Genomic DNA, 23,186 nt, shown 5'->3' on the forward strand with positions numbered 1-23,186 from the left:
TTGTAAACTAGACTATTAACGGGACGATATAATCGTAAAAACGCTCCCCTTACTATAAATAACTATATTTTTATTATTTTTTTAACCCTCACTCTTATTAAGGAGTCTGACGTGATTAGCGTTTTCGACATGTTTAAAGTGGGCATTGGGCCATCTAGCTCTCACACCGTAGGCCCCATGAAAGCGGGGAAAGAATTTGTCGATGATTTAGTCAGCCAGGATCTGATTGCGTCTGTCACTCGCGTAGCTGTTGATGTATACGGCTCATTGTCATTGACAGGCAAAGGTCACCACACTGATATCGCAATTATTATGGGCTTAGCAGGTAATGCACCCGCTACTGTCGATATTGACAGCATTCCCGGTTTTATTCGTGAAGTTGAAGAAACTGGCCGTTTACCATTAGCAAATGGATTAAAAGTTGTCGATTTTCCAGCTGAAAGTATGCATTTTAGCAATGATAATCTTTCATTACATGAAAATGGCATGACAATTCATGCTTTTGCAGGTGACAAAGAAATTTATCGTAAAACCTACTACTCTATTGGTGGTGGATTTATTGTTGATGAAGAAAACTTCGGCAAATCTGTGCTTGACAGCCAACCTGTTTCTTATCCGTATGCAAGCGCTGAAGAGTTATTAAAACATTGTAAAGAAACCGGATTATCAATCTCTAGCTTAATGATGAAAAATGAGCTAGATCTTCATACTCAAGCCGAAATTAGTGCCTATTTTGCTGATGTTTATAAAACCATGCAAGAGTGTATCGAGCATGGTTTAAATACCGAAGGCGTATTACCGGGACCACTTCGTGTTCCTCGTCGTGCTGCGTCACTAAATCGTTTATTAACTTCCAGTAATAGCCTGTCAAACGATCCGATGAAAGTCGTTGATCTTATCAATATGTTTGCACTGGCAGTGAATGAAGAAAATGCCGCAGGTGGACGAGTGGTCACCGCACCAACTAATGGCGCATGTGGTATTGTTCCAGCTGTATTGGCTTATTACGATCGCTGTATTGAAAAGGTCACGCCTGAAATTTATACCCGTTATTTCTTAGCCTCAGGAGCGATTGGTATTCTTTACAAAATGAATGCTTCTATTTCTGGCGCTGAAGTAGGTTGCCAAGGCGAAGTGGGCGTTGCTTGCTCAATGGCTGCCGCAGGACTTGCTGAATTACTCGGTGCTAGCCCTGAACAAGTCTGTGTTGCTGCTGAAATCGGTATGGAGCATAACTTAGGTTTAACTTGCGATCCTGTTGCAGGACAAGTACAAGTTCCTTGTATTGAACGTAATGCAATTGCCTCTGTTAAAGCGGTAAATGCTGCTCGTATGGCATTACGTCGTACCAGTGAACCACGAGTTTCACTTGATAAAGTGATTGAAACTATGTACGAAACAGGTAAAGACATGAACGCAAAATATCGCGAAACCTCTCGTGGTGGATTAGCAATAAAAGTTCAATGTGACTAATTAGCCTGATTTTATTTCTAAAGTCCATTTATAATAAATGGACTTTTTTTATTTAAATAATAGTTAAACCGATTAAAAATAATAACCCTATAAATAACACCTATATTATTTATCTATAAATTACTTCTCTATTTTAAAATGTCAGTTAATAACTATATACCTACCAAATATAGGTTTATTTAACTTTCATTTAATTTATTCTCATTTTTATAACTTATAATTTATGTGTGTATTAATTTTTTATTTTATCTAAAAAATAAGATAAAAATAAATAAATACATTGTTTATTATATGGTTAATATTTCATCATATTGAATTTTATCATTTTTTTAACATGATAATAATATAAAAAATATATTTTCAAACGAAAAAACAATAATGATAATTATTATCAATATCATCTTTTAAATATATGAAATAATATGTTGCCTTTCATAAATAATATGATATCTTCTGCATCAAGTCATTGGGGAGTAGCCTGTCTTAAAATAAATCTCATTATTTTAAGAAGTCTGTATCAACATACTCGCTTATTTTTATTTAGCGTGGTACAGACGCCATTATTTGGTTGGCAAGACCATAGACACATAATTGTACTTCTTTGGTTGGGGGTCAATTGTGTGTATATGGAAACACCCCAACCGAGGCTATTGTTATGAGTTTTTACGCCACAATTATTCTCGCCCTTGCTCTTTCTATGGACGCATTTGCCGTCGCTGTCTGTAAAGGCGCCACCTTACATAAACCTCATTTTCGTGAAGCCCTCCGCACCGGTTTTATCTTTGGTATTATTGAAGCAAGCACCCCGATTATTGGTTGGGCATTAGGTTTATATACCAGTCAATATATTATTCAGTGGGATCACTGGGTCGCCTTTGGTTTATTGGTTATATTGGGTGGACGAATGATTTATCAGAGTTTAAAGCGTGGTGATGATTGCATTTGTGAAGAGGCTCCTCAACGTCACGGTTCACTCTCTTTAATTGCGACAGGTATTGCCACCAGCCTTGATGCGATGGCAATTGGTGTCGGCTTAGCCTTTCTACAAGTCGATATTGTCCATACCGCGATGACCATCGGTATGATGACCATGATTATGGCAACACTGGGTATGCTGATCGGTCGCTATATTGGCCCTGTGCTTGGCAAAAAAGCTGAAATTATCGGGGGTATGGTGTTGATTGCTATCGGCTTTAATATTCTTTTTGAACATCTTGATCTGTTTATGTACGCACATTAAGTCGTCATAATATGAAAAAGCTTAGGTATGAACACAACCTAAGCTTTTTTATTCTAAACACGTTGATAAACACGAATTAAAAAATCAGTTTCACAAGCAAATTGCTCTGTTTTATCTAATGTCTCTTTTACCTCTTCACTCGCACGCCAAGCAAAAGGCGTCATTTGTAATAAATCAACCGCTTGTTTACCTGTTAACGCCATATTATAAGCAACTTGATGCTGTGCTATTAGCTTGAACCCAGCAAATATTTCATCTTTTAGTGGATGAAGATGCACTGTTGAATAAATCAACGCTTTGAGTTGATAAAGATGGCGTGGTGCGGGTGTCACCGTAATAATATATCCATCTTGAGCAATAACTCGCGTTAATTCGCCGGCATTGCAAGGGGCATAAATACGTACCACTGCATTTAATGACGCATCACAAAAAGGCAGACGTTGGCTGGACGCAACGCAAAACTGAATAGGAGCATAGCGTTTTGCTGCATATTTAATGGCAACCTTCGCCACATCTAAGCCATAGACTTGTGGATTTTTTGACTTTAGTTGTTGATATATCTGATAGGTATAATACCCTTCTCCACAACCAATATCTAACACCTGAGGATTATCTTTCGGTAAATATTCAGCCACTAATTGAGCCACTTTGTCTCGCATTGGTTGATAAAAGCCCGCATCTAAAAAATCACGCCGAGCACTAATCATCTCTGCACTATCCCCCGGCTCTTTAGAACGTTTAAATTGTACCGGGAGTAAATTAACATACCCCTCTTTAGCGCAATCAAATTGATGGTGATTGTCACAAACCCAACTATGGGCTTTAAGAGCAAGTGGCTGGGAGCAAAGTGGACATTGATAAGACATAATATTTTTACATATTCCAAAATAAAATTGGGAGAGATAATAACATATCTCCCCCAATCATGCGGAAAACCTTAATGCACAGAGACCATTTCAATGCATTGTTGACATATTGTTATTCGGTTAGCTTCGTTTTAATTTTTCGGTATTTGCAATAAATAACGCGATAACGAGCAATAAAATGGCACCGGACTGAATCAAAGTATCTACCGAGTCTTTATGTTCAACAATAATCAGACGCACAATAGCTGTAATACCTATATAAATAAAATACCTTAAAGGGAAATGACCACCGGATAAAAAATATTTTACAATCAATGCGATAAACTCAAAATAGAGGAAGTAGATCAAAATTCCTTCTAATAACTGATAAGAAGATTCTTCAGCAGCTAAGTTAAATAATAAAGAGGCGATAACATAAGTTTCTTTGATCAAAAAACTGACTAATACGATGGCTAGAATAAGTAATCCGCAATTCAGCACCCATTGTAATATTGTTGCAATACATTTTAATAATTCTTCGCTTGATTTTCTCATAGCTTTATAACCTAAGGTTATCATTTATTGATAACAAATAATGATAGTAAACTACCTGTCGTTAACTTGGCACAAGTTTAATAGAACAATCTTTTTTCCACACCTATTTTTTATCTTTTAGGGCTAAAAACCCCAAAATAATGGCGCCATAATCGCAATATTCATCTTTAAATTTCAGCTTAGCCACTAAATTACCTATACTACTCGAGTGAAAAGGTTAATTTTTTACAGAAGGTAAATTATGGCTAAAACAATACTGGTAGCAATTGACTTATTAGAAGATGATAGAATTCACCGTATGGTTAAAGATATTCAATTTCTAGCAAGAAAAGCTGATCACTATTTTCATTTTGTCACAGTCATGCCTAATTTACGCTCTCTTGAAGCTTATGGACTTGATTGTGATAGCCCTTCAGTTATAGAGAAAAAACATCAAGCCGTTATTTTGTTAACTGAAAAACTAGCACACTGTGTTCAACAACAATTCCAATTACCTAAAGAGCAGTACCAATGCCATGCCCTTATAGGGACACCAAATTATAATATTCTCGAACTCGCCAATAAGATGGATGTAGACACTATTGTCATTGGCTCTAGCTCTCGTAATAGACATAATATATTGCTTGGCTCTACTGCAGATTATATTGTTAACAACACCAATTGTTCTGTTTTAGTGATCCGTTGATAATTGACGATACATTGTTAATAAAAAATGCTAGGATTAAAATCAAAAACCTTTTTTTAATCCCACACTAAAATCAACCATCCCATTTTTGATTAACATATTGATGTATCATTTAAAAAATAATCTTTGCCCTGTATTAAAATCTTTGGCATTAAGATAGCTACGGCCAAGCGCACCGGTACAATGGCAACCATAAACCTCAACATGGTGACCTATTGCTTTTTTCGCTCTTTTTAACGCCGCCAGTGAGGCACAGCGAAGATGTAGCCCTCCGACAATAGCTTGGATCTTGTCATTTCCCGTTATTTTTTTCGCATGGCGAATAATCGCATCAATACCAGAATGGCTACATCCTGTAATAATCACCAGTCCTTGCTGACCTTGCCAAATTAGAAAACTATCATCAAGTACATAATCATCCGTTTCGCTACTTTCACTGACAATAACGCCATAACGTTTATGTATTTGACGCTCTGTCACTTGGCCAGAATAGATAAATCTTTTATCGATAGCTTTAGGTGTCACTGTTAACTGAAATGAAAACTGCTGTTCTAGCTGCTGTCGGTTAAAAAATGGAGTAAGGCGCTTAAATTTAATAGACTGGCGCCCCATAAAAAGTGCTGAATAACGTACTGAAAATAAATCAGGATGGGCAATAATATGTGGCTTAGTAATAAAGAAATCCTCATTTAAATGAGTTAATCCACCAAAATGATCATAGTGCCCATGGGAAATAACAATTGTCGTTAATGACGTCAAATCAATCGCCATTTTTTTAGCATTATTGATAAAAGTGAGATCTTTACCAGTATCAAATAAAATTTTACTTTCGCTTTCAGTGTCTTCTAATAGCAGTGAAAGGCCAGGATAATGGCTAAGAGCGGGATCGCTTGTCTTATTTTCTAGTAGTGCCGTAATAGTAAGCATAATTTTTAATTATTATCTTATAGGGGATAATGCATGATAATTAAAAACAGCTAGAGTGCCAAATTAAAAAAGCAGTTGATAAGACGCCGTCAACCGCTTAATGGTATTGCTAATAAAATAAAGAGTCGGCTATCTTGCTACCATCACTGAACGTTTCGCATAACGGGTAATATCTGCCGCTGTTGAGCCTAAATGATAGCTGTCTACTTCAGGATTATGTGAGCTAACAACAATTAAATCAGCATTAACCTGATCGGCTATCTGCAATATGCCATCCCGTGGTTTACCAATACAGATATGTGTTTCAATACGATCTTCCGGTAAATCAAATCGAGCAATAATTTTTTTTAACTCTTTTTCTGCTGATTTTTTTAAGCATACTTGGTCAAGTTGATCGCCATTCATCACTAAGCGATAATAAGAAGATTGTGGCAACTTTGGTAAAACATACAAAAAATGGACATAGGGATCTTCTCTTTTGGCAATGTTCTCCACTAATGTAATGGCTTTATTTAGTAAGTTATCTTCATCGATATCAATGGGAACCAAAATAGTCTTATACATATCGCCTCCTATTATTTTTTAATTGTAGGATAGTCTATTTTGAAAAAAATACCGGATATAGTTAACATATTTAAGAAATAGATTAATAATAATAGATATGTATAATTCACATGCACTTAAAGTTTTTGAATTAAATTATACTTAGAGAAAATAAAATTTATTTTAAAATAATACATTACTTTAAATTTTAAATTAAAAAATAAAATAACAAATTTATATTCAAAATATTCTGACTAATGGTTTAACTCAAATTAAAGTATAACCCTATCGAAAAAGATAGGGTTATATTTATCCAATGACCATCAATTCAACTAAAAAAGATTAATTTTTTAATTGTGCTTTTTGTTTACGCTTTTTCACAAAATGATACCCTATTCCTAAAGCAATAAACCAAATGGGCGTTACCATCAGTGCTTGACGGGTATCATGTTCAAATGCCAATAACACGACCATAAACACAAAAAATGCTAAGCATAGCCATGACATCACTATCCCTAATGGCATTTTATAAATAGATTGTTGATGTAATTGAGGACGTTTCTTACGATATGCTAAATAGCAGCATAAGATCATACTCCAAATAAACATAAATAATAACGCAGAGACCGTTGTTACTAACGTAAATACCCGCATCACATCTGGAATAAAATAAATTAGTACAATACCGCAAGATAAACAGAGACTCGTAAAGAGTAAACCATTGGCAGGTACTGAACGTTTTGATAGCTGGCTAAACTGTTTTGGTGCCTCCCCCTCTTTCGATAAACCAAATAGCATACGACTGGTTGAGAAGATACCACTATTTGCTGAAGAGGCGGCTGCCGTTAATACCACAAAGTTAACTAAACTGGCTGCGGCTGGAATACCAATCATGACAAAGAGTTCTACAAACGGGCTTTTGTCTGCCAAAATCGAACGCCACGGCGTTACTGACATAATAATCGCCAAAGCCAAAACATAAAAAGTAATAATACGAATAGGAATAGCGTTAATCGCCTTAGGTAATGATTTCTCAGGATCACGTGTTTCAGCCGCTGCTGTACCTACCAGTTCAATCCCCACAAAGGCAAAGATAGCAATTTGAAAACCAGCAAAAAATCCGCTGATCCCTTTAGGGAACATACCGCCATCATTCCAGATATTTTCAATAGTTGCCGTGTGGCCGGCTGGAGATTGAAAATTTATGCTAATCAATACGATACCAACAATAATTAAAGAGACAATAGCGGTAATTTTGATCATCGAAAACCAAAATTCCATTTCCCCAAATAATTTTACTGTGGCTAAATTCAAAATAAGTAGTGTCAGCACACAAATAAAAGACGTTCCCCATTCAGGAAAATTGGGCGCCCAATAACTAATATAGGAGGTAATGGCAACAATATCGGCGATACCGGTGATAACCCAGCAAAACCAATAACTCCATCCAACAAAAAAGCCTGCCCAAGGCCCTAATAAATCCCCGGCAAAATCGCTAAATGATTTATATTCTAAATTTGATAATAATAGCTCTCCCATTGCTCGCATAACAAAGAACAGGACAAAGCCGATTATCATGTAAACAAAAATAATCGATGGTCCAGCTAGCGAAATGGTTTTCCCAGAACCCATAAATAAACCAGTACCGATAGCACCACCAATAGCGATTAATTGGATATGACGATTGGTTAGCCCGCGTTGTAGAGTGGCATTTTTCACTCTAACGGGCTGAGTAACTTCTGTTTGCTCTTCCATACAATACCTGAAATGTTTTCATATTTTTGATGTTGTTACGCCACTTTTTTATTTTTTCGCCGTGGCTAAGTTTGCGAAATTATTGTGACACAAATCTCAGAATAAGTAATGAAAAGATCACTTTTAGTAAAATGAGTGACGATTTGATAACCAAATAATATCCTTTCTTCATTTTAATAGACGATATTTTATACATTTGGAAAAAATTTCAAATTAAGGGTTGACCCGCCCTTAAGAGAGGAGAATAATTAGCGCATCGGGTTGTTAGCTCAGTTGGTAGAGCAGTTGACTCTTAATCAATTGGTCGGGGGTTCGAGCCCCCCACAACCCACCAAATTTACGCTGAGTAATCAGTCAGATAGGCCACTTAGTGATAAGTGGCTTTTTTGTTTCTATCGCTAAGTGTCGCAAAAGTGTCTAAACATATAATGATTATCACGCTCATTAATTGCGTTATATAGCTGACTAATATTTAACCTATAAATTGTGATTAAAAAATAAGTGTATTACAAAATATTAAACCAATAAAAATATTAGTATCAGTATTATTGACTAATAACAGCATCAATGAAGTTTGATGGGTTAAATATCGCTTTGATTAAGCAATCTTAATGCTATTAATATCATGCTAAACAAAACCCTTTAATGGTTAATATTTACTGTTATTTTGCCAAAAAAATACCACCTATATTCTTATATAGATGGTATTTCATTAAATAAAATCTTACTGCTTATTAATAATTAAGTGTTACGATATTCCGCTTCTGCTTCATCAAAACGTTGTTGATTTTCTGCCGTTGGTGACTTACCCATTAAACTGACAATAACAATGGCTATGGACGCGAAAATAAAGCCCGGAATAATTTCATAAAGACCGAACCATTTATATTGCATCCATACCAGTACCGTTAATGCACCAATTAACATTCCCGCAAAAGCACCATTACGAGTCATACGTTTCCAAGTGACAGAGATAAGGATCACCGGACCAAATGCAGCACCAAATCCTGCCCAAGCATTACTCACCAAATCAAGTACTTTATTTTCTGGATCACGGGCTAAATAAATAGCGATAACCGCAACTAATAACACCATGCCACGACCAACCCAAACTAGCTCTTTTTGACTGGCATTTTTACGAATAAAAGGCTTATATAAATCTTCAGTTAATGCACTGGCGCAGACTAATAATTGGCAGCTTAACGTACTCATTACCGCAGCTAAAATCGCAGATAACAAAATACCAGCTATCCACGGGTTAAAAAGTAACGAAGCTAATTCCATAAAGATACGCTCATTTTTAGCCATAACCGGACCTGCAACGGTCGGATTAACTTCAAAATAAGCAATACCAAAGAAGCCCACCGCCACCGTTCCGCCTAAACAGAGGATCATCCAAGTCATACCAATACGGCGCGCTTTACGAATAGTTTGATTTGAATCTGCAGCCATAAAACGCGCGAGAATATGAGGCTGTCCAAAATAACCTAATCCCCAAGCTAATAATGAAACAATAGCAATAAAATCAAGCCCTTTAAACATATCAAGATAAGCCGGATCTTTCGCTTTAATGATCTCTATAGAGGTGTCAATTCCACCAATTGAGAAAATAACAATAATTGGTGTCAGAATAAGTGCGAAAATCATTAATGTGGCTTGTACCGTATCCGTCCAACTTACCGCCAAAAAACCACCTAGGAAAGTATATGCAATGGTTGCTAGTGCACCATAAATCATCGCTTCATGATAAGGAATGCCAAAGGTAGACTCAAAAAGCATACCTCCTGCGACGACACCTGATGCACAATAAATAGTGAAGAAAATAAGAATAACTAACGCAGAAATAATGCGTAGCATTTTGCTTTTGTCATCAAAGCGAGAAGTTAAATAGTCTGGTAGAGTCAGTGCATTATTGTTTTTTTCTGTTTGTAAACGTAATCGCCCTGCAACTAAACGCCAGTTAAGCCATGCACCTAAACATAAACCAATGGCTATCCAACTTTCGGAGATCCCCGCAAAAAAAACCACACCTGGTAATCCCATTAATAGCCAGCCACTCATATCAGAAGCGCCCGCAGAAAGTGCCGTTACTACACTACCAAGCCTTCGGCCCCCTAAAATATAATCATCAAAATTTTTTGTTGATCGATACGCTAGATAGCCGATAAAAAGCATCCCCAATATATAGATCGTAAAGGTAATTAGCATTGGCGAATTTAGAGCCATAATCGCAGTTCTCCATATATCTGTTACGATCAATTGCTATGCTTTCAACTTATGCAGGAACGTTGCACTTCGTTGCACACCAATGACCTTATCAGTTTTTATTTAAAATAATTTCTTACTGTAACAAATAAAACATTCATATCAATCCTAGAATAGGTTATAAGCATTTAACAAGAAATTAACGTATCGGTGTTTAATTTTTGTATGTAACTTCACACTATTTGCTTCGGTTGAAAGAGATTAATATTATCTTCCCATTGAAGAAAAATATATAAGCCAATGAATTATAAGTATTATTTATCTATCTAAGATAGTATTTTTTAACCATTTATAAAACCTGACAACTTTCACATTATTTATAAATTTATTGTTAACAATGTTGCACAAAGTTGCAACATGACTGATATTAAGAAAAATAACTGGTCAATGTGCCGTATAAGTAAGATGCACGATATGAGGAGCACTGCATGAGTAGCACAACAATGGGTGTTAGACTTGATGAAGAAACCCGTAATAGATTAAAAGATGCTGCACAAAAATTAGATAGAACATCTCATTGGCTAATTAAACAAGCCATCTTCAATTATCTTGAACAAATTGAAAATGATCAGCTCACCCTAACCCCTATTACACAGGCTGAGCAAGATATTGAAGAAAGCACTGATCCCCTAACGGCACATTATCAACCGTTTTTAGAATTTGCAGAGCAGATCCACCCACAATCGGTGTTACGCTCGGCAATTACTTCTGCTTATCGTATACCTGAAACACAAGCAGTGCCTATGCTACTACAGCAGGCAACGCTACCTGAGCATGAGGCTCAAGCCACGCATAAACTGGCTTACTCCATTGCAGAAAAATTACGCAAACAAAAACAGGGTGTTGGACGCTCAGGTCTGGTACAAGGCTTACTGCAAGAGTTTTCTCTCTCTTCCCAAGAGGGGGTTGCCTTAATGTGTTTAGCCGAAGCTTTATTGCGTATTCCTGATAAAGCAACCCGTGATGCCCTGATCCGAGATAAAATTAGCCATGGCAATTGGCGCTCGCATTTAGGGCAAAGCCAATCTATGTTTGTCAATGCCGCCACTTGGGGTCTACTGTTTACAGGCAAACTCGTCTCTACCCATAACGAAGAGAAATTATCTAATTCTCTAAATCGCATTTTAACTAAAAGTGGTGAACCTTTAGTGCGTAAAGGCGTTGATATGGCGATGCGGTTAATGGGGGAACAATTTGTCACCGGTGAAACTATCTCCCAAGCGTTAGCCAATGCACGCAAACTTGAAGAAAAAGGCTTTAGATATTCCTATGATATGCTAGGAGAAGCGGCCCTAACGGAAAAAGATGCGCAAGACTATTTAGTCTCTTATCAACAAGCCATCCATGCCATTGGTAAAGCCTCTAATGGACGAGGTATTTATGAAGGACCGGGGATCTCCATTAAACTTTCAGCATTACATCCCCGTTATAGTCGAGCTCAATATGATAGAGTGATGTCGGAGCTTTACCCTCGCCTACTCTCTTTAACGCTACAAGCCAAGCAATATGATATTGGTATTAATATTGATGCAGAAGAAGCGGATAGACTGGAAATATCCCTCGATTTATTAGAAAAACTCTGCTTCGAGCCTGAATTAGCGGGTTGGAATGGTATAGGATTTGTTATTCAAGCCTATCAGAAACGCTGCCCTTTAGTGATTGATTATATTATTGATTTAGCTCGCCGCAGTCGTCGCCGTTTAATGATCCGTTTAGTAAAAGGGGCTTATTGGGATAGTGAGATTAAACGCGCGCAAATGGATGGACTGGAAGATTATCCTGTTTATACCCGTAAAGTATATACCGATGTCTCTTACCTTGCGTGTGCGAAAAAACTGCTTGCTTCACCGAATTATATTTATCCGCAATTTGCCACGCATAATGCCCATACTTTATCAGCCATTTATCATCTAGCGGGTCAAAATTACTATCCTGGTCAATATGAATTCCAATGCTTACACGGTATGGGTGAACCCCTCTATGCACAAGTTGTGGGTAAAATTGCTGATGGTAAACTTGGTCGCCCTTGTCGTATCTATGCGCCAGTAGGTACTCATGAAACCCTACTGGCTTACCTTGTGCGTCGATTATTAGAAAATGGTGCAAATACCTCGTTTGTAAATCGTATCGCTGACACCACCATCTCCTTAGATGAATTAGTTGCCGATCCGGTTAAAGAGATCAATAAAATTGCGCAAGCTGAAGGACAAATCGGACTTTCACATCCTAAAATCCCGCTCCCAATGCAGCTTTATGGTGATGAACGCAAAAATTCACCGGGGATTGATATGTCTAATGAGCATCGTTTAGCCTCATTATCCAGTGCATTACTGACCTCTGCGATGGAAAAAATTCACAGTCATCCTCTCCTTGGTGGTGAGTGTAATAGTGCAGAAGAAGTGATTGCACCACAATCTATACTCAATCCGGCAAATCACACCGATGTCGTCGGTACAGTACGTGAAACAACGGCCGCCGAAGCTAATTTTGCTTTAGATATTGCCCAAGAAAATGGTGAAATTTGGTTTGCAACCCCACCTGCGGAAAGAGCGGCGTTTTTAGTCCGCACAGCAGAACTGATGGAACAGCAAATGGGTCCATTAATGGGTGTCTTAGTCAGAGAAGCGGGCAAAACCTATAGTAATGCTATTGCAGAAGTGCGTGAGGCGATTGATTTTCTTTATTATTACTCAGCACAAGTGGCAAATGATTTTGATAATAATACCCATCGTCCTTTAGGCCCTGTTGTCTGTATTAGTCCTTGGAACTTCCCATTAGCCATCTTTAGTGGACAAATTGCAGCAGCGTTAGCGGCAGGTAATACCGTACTGGCCAAACCTGCGGAGCAAACCCCTCTGATTGCTTTTAAAGCCGTAGAACTATTTTATCAAGCAGGAGTACCTCGCAGTGCATTACAACTCTTACCGGGTCAAGGGGAGACCATTGGTGCACAATTAGTGGCAGATGAACGCGTGCGTGGTGTGATGTTTACAGGCTCTACCGAAGTTGCCCACATTCTGCAAAAAACCTTAGCGGGTAGACTCGATAGCGAAGGTCGCCCTGTTCCTTTAATTGCTGAAACAGGTGGCTTAAACGCCATGATTGTCGACTCTTCTGCCTTAACGGAACAAGTGGTCACTGACGTTATGGCCTCTGCTTATGATAGTGCGGGTCAACGTTGTTCTGCTTTGCGTATTCTCTGTATTCAAGAAGAGGTGGCTGATAGCACGATTGAAATGTTAAAAGGCGCAATGGCACAAGCCATAATAGGTGATCCAAGTCTCTTATCAACAGATATTGGCCCTGTAATTGATAAAGAGGCAAAAGCGGGTATTGAAAAACATATTCAAACTATGCGCACAGCGGGTTTTGACGTTTATCAAGCAACCTATAATCAACTTACTAAACAGGCTGAAAATAACAGTACTTTTGTTCCTCCTACCTTAATTGAGTTAGATAAAATTAGCTCACTTAAAAAAGAGATTTTTGGCCCTGTACTGCACGTCGTACGTTACTCAAGCCAAGATCTGCCTGCTTTATTAGCTGAAATTAATGCGACTGGATATGGATTAACAATGGGGGTTCATACCCGTATTGATGAAACTATCGCTTATGTAGCGACTCATGCAAAAGTAGGAAATTTATATGTAAACCGCAATATGGTAGGTGCTGTTGTCGGGGTACAACCTTTTGGTGGTGAAGGTTTATCGGGCACGGGGCCAAAAGCTGGAGGCCCTGCTTATCTGTATCGTTTATTATCAAAACGTCCTGAAAATGCCATAACACAAACCTTAGCACGTCAAGATGAAACATTACCCCTTGATGCCTCTATGCGACAAAAGTTATTACAAACCTATCATCACTATATGACGTGGTTAGCAAATAAAACGGAACCTGCACATTATCAGGCGCTAGAAGAATACGCCAATGCATCACAAGCCGGAACATTGCGCGTATTGCCGGGGCCTACTGGCGAGCGTAATACCTATCAATTAGTCCCTTGTGGCAAGGTGCTTTGTCTCTCAGATAATGAGCAAGATATATTTACTCAGTTAGCGGGAGTCTTTGCATCAGGATGCCATGCTATTGTCCATAATGCTGTTTTCTCGCAAAAAACCTATCGTGAATTGCCTGATATGATCAGAAAAGCAATCACTCTCACGGACAACTGGCAAGATGAGTCACTAAGCATTAATGCCGTTATTTATCATGGTGATAGTGATCAGTTAAAAGAGACTTGTCAGCAAATTGCACAACGTAAAGGGGCTATTATTTCAGTACAAGGCTTCTCACGTGGTGAGACAGCATTGTTATTAGAGCGTTTATTGCATGAACGAGCATTAAGCGTCAATACCGCCGCTGCCGGAGGCAATGCCAGCTTAATGACAATCAGTTAAACCCAGCGTTCTCTTTCTCACTTTATTTTTGAGACCACCTTTAACTTACTTATCTATTAAAGGTGGTTTTTTTATTTCTGGAATAAAAAATAAAAAGGAGCAACATAATGTTACCCCTTTTTTTAGGTCTCTCTTGAATGCGATTAGTGACCACTACTCATCGAGGTTGGCGCTTGGCACCAATCAAGATATTGCTCATACTTACGTAGGGCAATGTTGTAGTTACTAAATGCGGAGGGAGTGAGCTTTTTACTCAAGTCTGACTGAATTTTCTCTGTCGTGAATTCTTGACGAGGAAAATTAGTGGAAGTCAGCAATTCATCGAGTCGACGTAAACGAACCACATACTCACGAACAGTACTGTGGCTCATCTCCGTTTGTTCGAACAAATACTGCTTAAAAGACATAATGTCAAAGTAATCAGTTTCACTATTACAGTAAATCTCACTACAAAAACGGCACAGCGCAGAAAACTTTCCTTGCAAGGTTTCCCATGTTTCATCATCAATTAAATCTGTCATTTCAGAAATGGCTTCTTTATTGATAACTTGGCGATTGAATACGAGAGAAATCCGATCAAGCGCCTTATGGCAATGCAAACAATGAGTTTGGCTGTGTTTATAGTCTTTAATGTAACGGCTTAGCGGCCGTTTCTTTTGTGTTGAAACAGACATAAGAGATAAAGCCCTGTGTTGTAGTCTTAATAAATAAAAACAAAAATAAGCAAAACTTCTATTTCTCTGGGTTTAAGCGTGCTCGCAGCCTTTTGATTGCTTGGCTGTGTAGCTGACTTACGCGGGATTCCCCGACATTAAGCACTGCGCCTATTTCTTTCAAATTAAGTTCTTCCTGATAATACAGGGTAAGAACCATTTTTTCCCTTTCGGGAAGCAATTCTATCGCGTCTATGACTCTTTGGCGAATATCACTTTCCAATAACATTTGTAAAGGATTGTCATCGTGATCTTCGTCTTGAGACGGTTCACAGCTTTCACCGTAAATTTCATGCCATTCGTCATAAGAGAACAACTGGCTGTTATTTGTATCCAATAGGATCTGCCGGTATTCTGCTAACTCAATCTGCAAATGATCAGCAACTTCCTGTTCTGATGGTGGTCGTCCTAGATCCTGCTCTAACTGATGAATGGATTGTGTCACTTCTCTTGCATTACGGCGCACACTACGGGGCGCCCAATCACGACTTCGTAGCTCATCTAACATAGAGCCTCGAATACGTTGCACAGCATAAGTAGTAAAGGCGGCACCTTGCATTGAGTCATAACGCTCAACAGCATTCAGTAGGCCAATCCCCCCTGCTTGCAAAAGATCATCCAATTCAACACTCGCAGGTAACTTGACCTGTAATCGTAATGCTTCATGGCGAACCAAAGGGACATATCGCTCCCAGAGGCTATTTTTGTCCATCACGCCTTCGGCGGTATACAAATCACTCACAACAAAAGACACCTTTGGATAAAAGACCGGAAACCATTATCCGACGAAATAGTGTTAGCAATCGGCTGAACAGTGAAGCAAAAGCCCCTCTTTTTCACCTATGCTAAATTTTCAGCGAAAATTGGGTTTTCATTGATAATTTAATTTGTTATTGCATTACAAGTACATACTGTACCTTAAGATGGGTCATACTAATCCGCAGAAAAACCGTTAAATAAATTGATATTTTGTCTTATTGAAAGAAATGTATTCATCAAATCTGTATTTTGTTGATAAAAAAATAACATATAAATCATATTACTTATCTTTTATCTATTTTTACCTACAACCCATCAATGGGAATACCTATCCATGATTAATAAAAAAAACAATTGTTTTGATGAAAAAACACCCACAGCAAAAATGGCTGTGGGTGGGATCTGAAGATGAGTTTAATGAAGGATTAACGTAACAGAGACAGAACAGTTTGTGGTACTTGGTTTGCTTGAGCCAGTACAGCAGTACCTGCTTGTTGCAAGATTTGATTTTTACTCATATTGGACACTTCTGTCGCATAGTCAGCATCTAAGATACGGCTACGTGAAGCAGATAAGTTATTAACAGTGTTATTTAAGTTATTGATAGTAGATTGGAAACGGTTTTGAATCGCACCTAATTTAGAGCGGCTTTCATCAACCTTACTAATTGCGTTATCTAAAGTTGCTAAAGCGTCATCCTTAACATTTAAAACTTTAACATCTTTACCTGCATCTGCCTTAAATTTAATGGTTTTACTACCAGTGAACTCAATTTCACCAGTAGTAGTACCTGATTTTAATGTAAAGTCTGATTTACTTACTACGTACTCGTCGCTACCATCCTTTAAGACAACTTTATTAGCAGAAACCTTACCATCTACTTTATACTCTTTTACTGAAACACCAGTCGCGTATTTTGTACCGCCCGAAATGCCCAGAGCGTTTGCATCGATAGCATCACCTGTTGCTTTAACCCCTTTTTTCTCTGTTTTAGCATCAAACAGGTTATCACTAGCAACACCTAATGTGTCGTTATCAATTTTATCTAAATTGAATTCAATCACTTCATTGTCATTAGTACCGACTTGAATGGTCATTTTTGACTTTTCACCACTCAGTACTTTCACACCGTTAAACTGAGTTTGTTCTGAAACACGATTGATTTCATCTAAACGTTGATTAACTTCATTTTGGATAGAAGTGATATCTGAGTTAGAGTTAGTCCCGTTTTTCGCTTGAACAGTTAATTCACGAATACGTTGTAAGTTATTGTTGATTTCGTTCAATGCACCTTCAGTGGTTTGAGACACTGAAATACCATCATTCGCATTACGAGATGCTTGAGTTAAACCGTTAATATTTGAAGTGAAACGGTTAGCAATAGCTTGACCTGCCGCATCGTCTTTCGCGCTGTTAATACGCATACCTGAAGATAAACGTTCAATTGCATTACCAAGTGCGCTTTGTGAACGATTTAGATTATTTTGAGTGACTAAAGACAGATAATTAGTATTAATAACTTGTGCCATACAATATTCCTTCAATTTTATTTGAAAATTTTTAATTAATAGGTTTGTTATTACACTCCTGTAATAACGTTGCCTAAACACTATCGTCATTAAATCGAAGGTATTTATGTGTTTTCGCGTCGCGAAAATAGTAAAAAAAGCCAATTAATTAATTTATAAGAGATAATGACTAGCAGAAAAAACAAAAATAGATGGAGAGAAAAAAATAAACTAAAACAGAGTGAGTTTAAATATAAAATAAAATGACAAAAAAGACCCTCAGATGAGGGCCTTTGATATAGAAAGGTATCTTTTGTGTCAGGGTACGAATTAACGTAACAGAGACAGAACAGTTTGTGGTACTTGGTTTGCTTGAGCAAGTACTGAAGTACCCGCTTGTTGCAAGATTTGACCACGGCTCATGTTAGAAACTTCTGTTGCATAGTCAGCATCTAAGATACGGCTACGTGAAGCAGATAAGTTGTTAACAGTGTTGTTCAGGTTGTTGATAGTAGATTCAAAACGGTTTTGAATCGCACCTAATTTAGAACGGCTTTCATCAATGGTGTTGATAGCTTTGTCTAAAGTTGCTAAAGCGTCATCTTTAACGTTTAAAGTTTTAACGTCTTTACCTGCATCTGCTGTAAATTCAGTTGTTTTAGCACCAGTAAATTTAGCTTTGTCAGCACCTTCCAGTGCGAAATCGCTTTTATTTACGAGGTAATCTTTAGTACCATCATTGAAAATTACTTTATCAGCAGAAACAACACCATCTACTTTATATTCTTTTACTGTACCTGAATCGTATGAAGTTGCACCAGCAACGCCGATATCTTTCGCATCGATTGCAGCACCTGCTTCTGTAACACCTTTTTTCTCTGTTTTAGCATCAAACAGTTTATCGCTAGCAACACCTAATGTATCGTTATCAACTTTATCTAAGTTAAATTTGATAGTTTCATTATCGTTAGTACCAACTTGGATAACCATTTCTGATTTCTCACCGCTCAGTACTTTCACGCCGTTAAACTGAGTTTGTTCAGAAATACGGTTGATTTCGTCTAAACGTTCTTTCACTTCGTTTTGGATAGAAGTGATATCTGAATTAGAGTTAGTACCGTTTTTCGCTTGAACAGTTAACTCACGGATACGTTGTAAGTTATTGTTGATTTCGTTTAATGCACCTTCAGTTGTTTGAGCGATAGAGATACCATCGTTCGCATTACGTGAAGCTTGAGTTAAACCATTTACGTTTGAAGTGAAACGGTTAGCAATTGCTTGACCCGCTGCATCGTCTTTTGCACTGTTGATACGTAGACCAGAAGACAGACGCTCGATTGCACTTCCTAAAGTTCCCTGAGATTTGTTCAGGTTGTTTTGAGTTACCAGGGATAGATAGTTGGTATTAATGACTTGTGCCATAGCTAGATTCCTTTAAAATCAAGTCGATAAAATAAAAGTTTGCCTATTCATTTACGGTGTCAATCACCGGCAACAAGTTTATCGGCACCCCAGATACAACCTTTAACTTTTCCAACAAATTTTTCTGTGATTTTTTATAGAATCGCCATTAACTAAATGATATATAAAGAAATTAATTTATTATTTTTTTATATTATTTTTATCAATTCTCGTCATAAACCTTTTTTCTTATGCAAAATTCGACTTTAGTATTCAATGACAATAAAAGGCTTCTATATGGCGGTCTGTTTCCCTCATCAAAAATAGTAAATAGACGTAAACTTTTCGCCAATTCTTCCGATAACGCTGTGTAGGGATTATTTTACGAACACAGAAAGGAGACCAGTATGGCTGGTATTAGTGCACTAGGAATAGGCGCCAAGATGCCACTTGGCGAGACATTAATGCAATTAGAGGCTGCGGAAAATAAGCGCCTTGAACCTTTAGACAAACAGATGAAAAGCTACGATGCACAAATTACTGCATATGGAAAAATTCGTAGCCAATTAGATAAATTACAGAAAGCATCTGAAGAATTAAAAAAATTCGATAAAATCGTCGCCACCAAAGTTGATGATGAGTTTGATGCTTTTAAAGTAACCACTGATGGTAAAGCAAGCATTGGTAATTATACGGTCTCGGTAACAGAGCTTGCCCATGCTCAAACACTGAAATCAAAAGCCGTCAGTGATATCAAAGATCCTATTGGTGAAACATTAGGTGAAGGCAAAACACGGACTTTAGTGATCACCCAAAAAGGTGAAAAAGAGCCTTTAAAAATAGAGTTAACAGATAGTCAAACTTCTATTATTGAATTACGTGATGCTATCAATAAAAAAGAAGGCAACGTTTCTGCCACTATTGTAAAAGCCCAAGATGGCGTTAACCATTTAGTTCTGACTTCTCGTAAAGAAGGTACAGATTCTCAAATGGAAATCACTGTTGAAGGTGATAGTAAGCTTAACGATTTTATTAGCTACTCCACTAAAACAAACAGTGGTGCAATGACAGAGATCGTTAAGGCAAATAATGCAAAGTTAACGATTAATGGGATTGAAATTGAACGTCAAACTAATGAAATTAAAGATGCGCCTGAAGGGATCACGTTAAATCTTAAGAAAAAAACCAATGATAATAAAGATGGCGTAGATAAGCCTGAAATTATTACGGTTGCGCGTGATATTGAGCCAATGAAAAAGGCCATAAAAGCCTGGACCGATGCTTATAATGAATTAAATAAAACCTATAAAGATTTCACCAAGTACACCCAAGTTGAAAAAGGTGAAGATGCCTCTAAAGACAATGGTGTGTTATTAGGTGATACCACTAGCCGGATGATTATGTCTGAGCTAAAAAGCTTTATCACTCGTTCTCAATCTTCATCTGAGATTGATACCCTTAATAAAATGGGCATTAAATTTAAAGTAGATGGCACATTAGAAGTTGATGATAAAAAACTCGATAAAGCATTAAAAGAAAAACCTGCTAACGTCAAAGAGTTTTTTATGGGTGATGGTAAAGAAACAGGATTTGGTACTCAAACCTATAATTACCTGAAAAAAACGCTGCAATCCAACGACGGCACCCTTGATATTGCCACTGATGGTGTTAAAAAACGTAAAAAATCGTTAGATAACCAAATTAAAAATACCAAACGTACTATTGAAGCGACGATGGAACGTTATAAAAAACAGTTTCAATTATTAGATAAAATGGTTAATGCCATGACTAACTCAAGTGCATCAATTGAACGTTTATTACGCTAATTTTTAAGTAGGATATTAGGATATTATGTATCAACAATCAGCCAGTAAAATGTATGCTCAAATCGATGTTGAAAGTGAGATTTTAAATGCTTCACCTTACCAGCTGATCCAAATCCTATTTAATGGGGCGCTAAGCGCCCTTCGCCGTGCATTAATATTAATGGAACAAGGAAATATCGCCGGTAAAGGAGAAAATATTTCTAAAGCTATTAACATTATTGGCAACGGCTTAAAACAGGGGCTGGATAAAGAAAAAGGGGAGGAGCTTGCTGAAAATTTAGCATTACTTTACGACTATATGATCACTCAACTACTCGATGCCAATTTAAAAAATAATCCAGAAAAAATTCATGAAGTCATCAAGTTATTAACTGAAATTTCTGATGCTTGGCAACAAATTGGCACACAGATTAATTCTTATTAAAAAGCGTGGACAGCAAATATGGATATAATGGCAGCTTACGAGCAGGTTTTGAAATTAAGTGAGCAAATGTTAACGCTTGCCAAAAATCAGCAGTGGGATCAGCTGATAGAAATGGAAATGGATTATTTAAAGAGTGTAGAAATTATCACTAAGATGATAAAACCCACTGAGGGTGAGCTGATAATACAACAGCAGCTCACCAATATGTTAAAGAAAATACTCGAAAATGAAAATGAGACGCGAAATTTATTACGAGCAAGATTAGATAAGCTCGCTGTTTTAATAAGACAGACTGAACAAGAGCAGAGGGTACAAAATAGCTATGGTCAGTTTTCAGAGCATAGTTATTATCCTGATCTCAATCTAAAATAACTTTCCTCTGCGCCAAAAGCGGTTTTATTAGCTAATGGCGTCTTTATTTACCGAGTTATTTCTTGTTATACGATATTATTTGTTATCGGTAACGTTGTGACAATTAAACGATATGATATAAAAATAACATAATAAAAACTGAATTTATTACACTATATCATTCGACTATCGCTATCATCATCTGCTCTTCCCCATCTATTTGTTCTTCATTTACTGATATCATCACCGATAAATAAAAATCGCCTACACATGGCAGGCGATAAACTTACTGTTTCAAATAGATAATAATTGCTTTATTTAATCACATCGTAGAGTTGAGGATCTGCAAAATAGTCTGCGGTTAATGCCATAGAAGGCTCATATTGTGCCCCATATATATCAGAGAATGCTTTCCCCTCTTTACCTAATGAAACTTTACGTTCATCATCACCGCTACTTTCATATATGGAATAAGTTTTACGGCGCATAGCAATATATTTATCTGCATCATTTTTAATATCAGTATGATGCTCAAATATCTCCTTATCAGTTAATTCTAGCTTGTTCGCTAATTGACATCCCCAACGTGTTAAACATCTTTCTGCAAAATGTCGCACAATTAACCCCGGTGAAAATAGTGCATTTTTACCTTCACTACCATCAATAGCAGCATTGCCTACTAAAGTCGCATGGCGTCCTGAAAGCGGGAAAATATGCATTTTCGTCTCAGCAGTCACGGTTGGAATAACGCAAGCAAATCCTTTTGAGCGTTCATCAATGGCATAAAATCCGACATATTCCTTAACATTGCTACCTAGTGTCACCTTTTCTGGTTGGAAATTAAGTGGCCCTGGGACGGGATCAATAGCAAAAATATTGACCGGAATATCTTTTAATAGGGGATCTTTTAACATGGCATTGGCAAGCATATGACAGGTGATGCCACCACGGCTCCAACCCATTAAATTCACTTGGGTGGGAATGATGCCATCTTTGCGAAAGGTACGAATAATTTGTTGCTGAAGTTGTTGTTGAGTGACATAGCGGTCACCATAATTATATTTACGCCATAAAAAAGAGCCAGTCACTTCAACATCTTCAATGGGAATACCCGCTTTTTTCAGTTGATTATATTGTTGTTCTGTTAACTTTTCACGTTGCCAGTCAAAGTTGCCTTTCATTAAGCACAGTGCATGTTCAACATTTTCTTCCCATCCACTGCCAAATAAAGAGCCTTTTATATCTGAATAATTAGGGCTTTCAACCCATAAATCATCTTCTTGCAAATTACCGCTACCTGGGCCATCTACAATAAACCACTGAGCAAATTCGCGATCTAGATTATTATGCGCCAAGGTGGAAACAAGCTCACCTTGCCAATAAACAGGATTATTATGATTATTATTATCAAAAGATGAAGCGCCGGTACCACATAAATAAACGGTTAATACTGTCATAATTAAAAATTCCTTGTATGTTTTACTAAAAAATCAAAATATGATCTCTGTTTCCTTGTATC

Annotated in this window: 18 protein-coding genes, 1 tRNA gene and 1 riboswitch; of the genes, 8 read left to right on the top strand and 11 right to left on the bottom strand. The window is 37.4% G+C overall.

Translation table 11 applies throughout. The annotated features are described in order from the left end of the window. Positions 1-111 precede the first annotated feature (111 nt). Both PMI_RS07845 and mntP read left to right on the top strand, forming a co-directional pair. Positions 112-1,473, top strand: a complete 1,362-nt coding sequence (locus tag PMI_RS07845; RefSeq protein WP_004248310.1) for an L-serine ammonia-lyase — start codon at positions 112-114, stop codon at positions 1,471-1,473. A 456-nt stretch (positions 1,474-1,929) separates the two neighbouring features. Next, positions 1,930-2,068: riboswitch (yybP-ykoY riboswitch) on the top strand. A gap of 60 nt (positions 2,069-2,128) precedes the next feature. Beyond that, positions 2,129-2,713: a manganese efflux pump MntP gene (mntP, locus tag PMI_RS07850; RefSeq protein WP_004248311.1), complete on the top strand. Its 585-nt coding sequence runs from the start codon at positions 2,129-2,131 to the stop codon at positions 2,711-2,713. 53 nt (positions 2,714-2,766) lie between these two features. Here mntP and rlmA read toward each other — a convergent pair whose 3' ends face one another. Beyond that, the gene (gene rlmA, locus PMI_RS07855; protein ID WP_012368047.1) at positions 2,767-3,579 is read right to left on the bottom strand and encodes a 23S rRNA (guanine(745)-N(1))-methyltransferase; all 813 of its coding nucleotides are present in this window, start codon (positions 3,577-3,579) and stop codon (positions 2,767-2,769) included. 120 nt (positions 3,580-3,699) lie between these two features. Further along, positions 3,700-4,113: a phosphate-starvation-inducible protein PsiE gene (psiE, locus tag PMI_RS07860; protein WP_004248313.1), complete on the bottom strand. Its 414-nt coding sequence runs from the start codon at positions 4,111-4,113 to the stop codon at positions 3,700-3,702. Between the two features lie 241 nt (positions 4,114-4,354). On the opposite strand from psiE, the gene PMI_RS07865 reads away from it, so the two are divergent. Further along, positions 4,355-4,798 carry a universal stress protein gene (locus tag PMI_RS07865; RefSeq protein ID WP_004243477.1) on the top strand — a complete coding sequence of 148 codons (444 nt, stop codon included), beginning with the start codon at positions 4,355-4,357 and terminating at the stop codon, positions 4,796-4,798. A 108-nt stretch (positions 4,799-4,906) separates the two neighbouring features. Here PMI_RS07865 and PMI_RS07870 read toward each other — a convergent pair whose 3' ends face one another. The 3 genes from PMI_RS07870 to cycA form a co-directional block, all read right to left on the bottom strand. Then, the gene (locus PMI_RS07870; RefSeq protein ID WP_012368048.1) at positions 4,907-5,725 is read right to left on the bottom strand and encodes an MBL fold metallo-hydrolase; all 819 of its coding nucleotides are present in this window, start codon (positions 5,723-5,725) and stop codon (positions 4,907-4,909) included. A gap of 129 nt (positions 5,726-5,854) precedes the next feature. Beyond that, complete coding sequence (locus PMI_RS07875) at positions 5,855-6,289, bottom strand: universal stress protein (protein ID WP_012368049.1); 435 nt, start codon at positions 6,287-6,289, stop codon at positions 5,855-5,857. 321 nt (positions 6,290-6,610) lie between these two features. Continuing rightward, entirely contained in the window at positions 6,611-8,023 is a 1,413-nt protein-coding gene (cycA, locus tag PMI_RS07880) for a D-serine/D-alanine/glycine transporter (RefSeq protein WP_004243480.1), read from the bottom strand. 258 nt (positions 8,024-8,281) lie between these two features. On the opposite strand from cycA, the gene PMI_RS07885 reads away from it, so the two are divergent. Then, a tRNA-Lys gene (locus PMI_RS07885) sits at positions 8,282-8,357 on the top strand. A 407-nt stretch (positions 8,358-8,764) separates the two neighbouring features. On the opposite strand, the gene putP is transcribed toward PMI_RS07885, so the two are convergent. Beyond that, on the bottom strand, positions 8,765-10,249 hold the full coding sequence (gene putP, locus PMI_RS07890) for a sodium/proline symporter PutP (RefSeq protein WP_004243490.1): 1,485 nt from the start codon (positions 10,247-10,249) through the stop codon (positions 8,765-8,767). A gap of 467 nt (positions 10,250-10,716) precedes the next feature. On the opposite strand from putP, the gene putA reads away from it, so the two are divergent. After that, the gene (gene putA, locus PMI_RS07895; RefSeq protein WP_012368050.1) at positions 10,717-14,685 is read left to right on the top strand and encodes a trifunctional transcriptional regulator/proline dehydrogenase/L-glutamate gamma-semialdehyde dehydrogenase; all 3,969 of its coding nucleotides are present in this window, start codon (positions 10,717-10,719) and stop codon (positions 14,683-14,685) included. A 143-nt stretch (positions 14,686-14,828) separates the two neighbouring features. Here putA and fliZ read toward each other — a convergent pair whose 3' ends face one another. From fliZ to PMI_RS07915, 4 genes are all read right to left on the bottom strand, one after another. Beyond that, positions 14,829-15,359, bottom strand: coding sequence for a flagella biosynthesis regulatory protein FliZ (gene fliZ / locus PMI_RS07900; RefSeq protein WP_004243493.1), 531 nt, complete (start codon positions 15,357-15,359; stop codon positions 14,829-14,831). Between the two features lie 58 nt (positions 15,360-15,417). After that, positions 15,418-16,140 (bottom strand): RNA polymerase sigma factor FliA, encoded by a 723-nt coding sequence (locus PMI_RS07905; protein WP_004248319.1) that lies wholly within the window; start codon positions 16,138-16,140, stop codon positions 15,418-15,420. 442 nt (positions 16,141-16,582) lie between these two features. Beyond that, a complete protein-coding gene (locus PMI_RS07910) occupies positions 16,583-17,686 on the bottom strand; it encodes a FliC/FljB family flagellin (protein ID WP_012368051.1) in 1,104 nt (367 codons plus the stop codon). A gap of 309 nt (positions 17,687-17,995) precedes the next feature. Further along, positions 17,996-19,087: a FliC/FljB family flagellin gene (locus PMI_RS07915; RefSeq protein ID WP_004243496.1), complete on the bottom strand. Its 1,092-nt coding sequence runs from the start codon at positions 19,085-19,087 to the stop codon at positions 17,996-17,998. A gap of 386 nt (positions 19,088-19,473) precedes the next feature. Between PMI_RS07915 and fliD the strand changes: the two genes are divergently transcribed. Genes fliD through fliT form a run of 3 tightly spaced genes read left to right on the top strand, consistent with a single transcriptional unit; the run spans position 19,474 to position 21,688 of the window. Beyond that, positions 19,474-20,892, top strand: a complete 1,419-nt coding sequence (gene fliD, locus PMI_RS07920) for a flagellar filament capping protein FliD (RefSeq protein ID WP_004243498.1) — start codon at positions 19,474-19,476, stop codon at positions 20,890-20,892. Between the two features lie 25 nt (positions 20,893-20,917). After that, positions 20,918-21,316, top strand: coding sequence for a flagellar export chaperone FliS (gene fliS / locus PMI_RS07925; protein ID WP_004243499.1), 399 nt, complete (start codon positions 20,918-20,920; stop codon positions 21,314-21,316). Between the two features lie 18 nt (positions 21,317-21,334). Next, positions 21,335-21,688 (top strand): flagellar protein FliT, encoded by a 354-nt coding sequence (gene fliT, locus PMI_RS07930; RefSeq protein ID WP_004243500.1) that lies wholly within the window; start codon positions 21,335-21,337, stop codon positions 21,686-21,688. A gap of 293 nt (positions 21,689-21,981) precedes the next feature. Here fliT and PMI_RS07935 read toward each other — a convergent pair whose 3' ends face one another. Beyond that, a complete protein-coding gene (locus PMI_RS07935) occupies positions 21,982-23,124 on the bottom strand; it encodes a hypothetical protein (RefSeq protein ID WP_012368052.1) in 1,143 nt (380 codons plus the stop codon). Positions 23,125-23,186: the final 62 nt, after the last annotated feature.

Source organism: Proteus mirabilis HI4320, from assembly GCF_000069965.1.
Classification (GTDB): Bacteria; Pseudomonadota; Gammaproteobacteria; order Enterobacterales; family Enterobacteriaceae; genus Proteus; species Proteus mirabilis.

Excerpts from the sequence above, each read along its gene's own strand:
- mntP (WP_004248311.1), top strand. The coding sequence starts at position 2,129 with ATGAGTTTTTACGCCACAATTATTCTCGCCCTTGCTCTTTCTATGGAC.
- PMI_RS07910 (WP_012368051.1), bottom strand. The coding sequence starts at position 17,686 with ATGGCACAAGTTATTAATACTAATTATCTGTCTTTAGTCACTCAAAAT.
- PMI_RS07865 (WP_004243477.1), top strand. The coding sequence starts at position 4,355 with ATGGCTAAAACAATACTGGTAGCAATTGACTTATTAGAAGATGATAGA.
- fliD (WP_004243498.1), top strand. The coding sequence starts at position 19,474 with ATGGCTGGTATTAGTGCACTAGGAATAGGCGCCAAGATGCCACTTGGC.
- fliT (WP_004243500.1), top strand. The coding sequence starts at position 21,335 with ATGGATATAATGGCAGCTTACGAGCAGGTTTTGAAATTAAGTGAGCAA.
- cycA (WP_004243480.1), bottom strand. The coding sequence starts at position 8,023 with ATGGAAGAGCAAACAGAAGTTACTCAGCCCGTTAGAGTGAAAAATGCC.
- putP (WP_004243490.1), bottom strand. The coding sequence starts at position 10,249 with ATGGCTCTAAATTCGCCAATGCTAATTACCTTTACGATCTATATATTG.
- putA (WP_012368050.1), top strand. The coding sequence starts at position 10,717 with ATGAGTAGCACAACAATGGGTGTTAGACTTGATGAAGAAACCCGTAAT.
- PMI_RS07915 (WP_004243496.1), bottom strand. The coding sequence starts at position 19,087 with ATGGCACAAGTCATTAATACCAACTATCTATCCCTGGTAACTCAAAAC.
- psiE (WP_004248313.1), bottom strand. The coding sequence starts at position 4,113 with ATGAGAAAATCAAGCGAAGAATTATTAAAATGTATTGCAACAATATTA.
- PMI_RS07935 (WP_012368052.1), bottom strand. The coding sequence starts at position 23,124 with ATGACAGTATTAACCGTTTATTTATGTGGTACCGGCGCTTCATCTTTT.
- fliS (WP_004243499.1), top strand. The coding sequence starts at position 20,918 with ATGTATCAACAATCAGCCAGTAAAATGTATGCTCAAATCGATGTTGAA.
- PMI_RS07875 (WP_012368049.1), bottom strand. The coding sequence starts at position 6,289 with ATGTATAAGACTATTTTGGTTCCCATTGATATCGATGAAGATAACTTA.
- fliZ (WP_004243493.1), bottom strand. The coding sequence starts at position 15,359 with ATGTCTGTTTCAACACAAAAGAAACGGCCGCTAAGCCGTTACATTAAA.
- PMI_RS07870 (WP_012368048.1), bottom strand. The coding sequence starts at position 5,725 with ATGCTTACTATTACGGCACTACTAGAAAATAAGACAAGCGATCCCGCT.
- rlmA (WP_012368047.1), bottom strand. The coding sequence starts at position 3,579 with ATGTCTTATCAATGTCCACTTTGCTCCCAGCCACTTGCTCTTAAAGCC.